The sequence below is a fragment of the Cloacibacillus sp. genome (genome assembly GCA_036655895.1).
GTDB lineage: Bacteria > Synergistota > Synergistia > Synergistales > Synergistaceae > JAVVPF01.
Genome location: JAVVPF010000111.1, coordinates 1 through 1,740, shown reverse-complemented (window position 1 = coordinate 1,740; position 1,740 = coordinate 1). Strand labels below are relative to the sequence as shown.

Below are 1,740 nucleotides of genomic sequence, written 5' to 3'. Positions count from 1 at the left end.
AGGGACTGGCTCAAGTTTCTTGAGACGGGAGAAAATACAGACGACATATACTCCACACCTGATTCATCTGTTAAGCTGGAAATATCGACAGATGGAGAAAGGGTCGTTAGGATCAACCCAAATGGGAGCAACAACGCACCTGCGCTTATCGCGACCGTCGCGTTAAAATATATCGCTGAGGCCAGGCGAAGCAGCCTTGAAAATGACGACCTAAGCGGAAAAAAGCAAACTTCGTTCTCTTCCATATCCAATTATTCCATAGTCACTGAGGCGGAAAATGTGGACATCTCCGGCTACGGCCTGCTGCTAAACGGAAAAGCCACTAAGAATAAGACTGGTACTCAATCAGAGCTTCTCTATGGATACGTGCTGCAGTATGATAACGCGCGAAAATCCTTTCCAATACGCCTCTTTATCAGGAGTATGCAGATATACAATGCAGGAAGCGGCAGTTGGCCGACAACAGACGGCAAAACGTCCGTTACAACCTTAACTTCCCAGGATATACCTTATGGAGGCGCGAAGTGGTACTCGTCGTATGGGATAATGCCTGCTGAAAGCAACCTCGAGTATTCTCCAAAATATATGCAGAATAATCGATTCAACGGCGGAGAAAATTTTATGAAGAACATCTTCATGCAACGAACCAGGATCATGTACACCATACTCGAATATTATTCAGACGGTAAAAAAGAAGAGCCGCACTATATTGTCAGGATGAAATACCTTAAATCTAAGAAGGAAGTTCTCGACAAACTTTCTGATAAAGATAGAATGGCGCTTGAAGCGAGGGATCCTTTTTATATCGGGCCAGATTTCTATTATTCTGAACCAGTATGGTATGGTCGCTTCATCTCCGAGGTACCGCGGTCTCCAGAACCGGAAGGAACCCCAAATGATAATAAAACCTATCAATTCACCATCCACAATTTCAGCGACTTTAACAATAACCTGATAAATATTGCAAAGCATATTCTGGACTGGGGCGGCGGCGGCACAACACCATGGTATCCCATGAAACTGCATTATGTCGGAGGCTATAATGACCAGACAAAAAAAGATGTCACAGCCATTGCAAAGGGTATGGAGATGAACGTACGGAAACAGATGGGCGACAATAAATGGGGTAAGGAGGATGAAAACACCATAAAAACCTTATACTCCTTGCCTTTGGATAAATTCCCTCTCAACCGCCCAAAAACTGGGATCAGGATCTGGGGAGGGAATGAAAATTCTGTAGGCGTAAAAGTGTACAACATAGATCTTGTCCCCGGTTTTTCTAAACAAGAGTTGCAGGCCATTATGCCGCTCGGCGCTTCCGTCTATACGATGCAAGATCTGACGACTGATGCAGAGCAAAAGTTGATAAAGAATAATCCTGGGGAATACGGATATGAAAACTTTGGCGGTTTTCAAAGCGCCGATGAAAATAAAAAATTATTTGGGGAAAAAAACGGATCGTCGGACGGCTATGGCAACGGCACCAAAGTCACAAACGGCATCATGGGCATCCAATATACTCCAAATGGAACATGGTTCGGCTTCGGAGCAAAAAAATAAAACCGCAGGATGCCACTTATGGCCTCGCCGCGCTAATTTCTTACTCCCGCGCCCGGCTCGAACATCAATATTGCGTACGGGATGGGGCGTTCCATATCTTTTGCGTTGCTCGGCAGCGTAAAGGTCATGCCGCGCCACCAGAGGGAGCTTGAGCCGCCTCCGTCAAGATTCAGCGCCTCC

2 protein-coding genes are annotated in these 1,740 nt (G+C 45.8%); one reads left to right on the top strand and one right to left on the bottom strand.

Features of this window, described 5'->3' with window-relative positions; all coding sequences use genetic code 11:
• Positions 1–1,560 (top strand): hypothetical protein (locus RRY12_13140; GenBank protein ID MEG2185619.1); only part of this gene is annotated, 1,560 nt, incomplete at its 5' end.
• 32 nt (positions 1,561–1,592) lie between these two features.
• Here RRY12_13140 and RRY12_13135 read toward each other — a convergent pair.
• Positions 1,593–1,733 carry a phosphodiester glycosidase family protein gene (locus RRY12_13135; GenBank protein ID MEG2185618.1) on the bottom strand — a complete coding sequence of 47 codons (141 nt, stop codon included), beginning with the start codon at positions 1,731–1,733 and terminating at the stop codon, positions 1,593–1,595.
• Between the last annotated feature and the right edge of the window lie 7 nt (positions 1,734–1,740).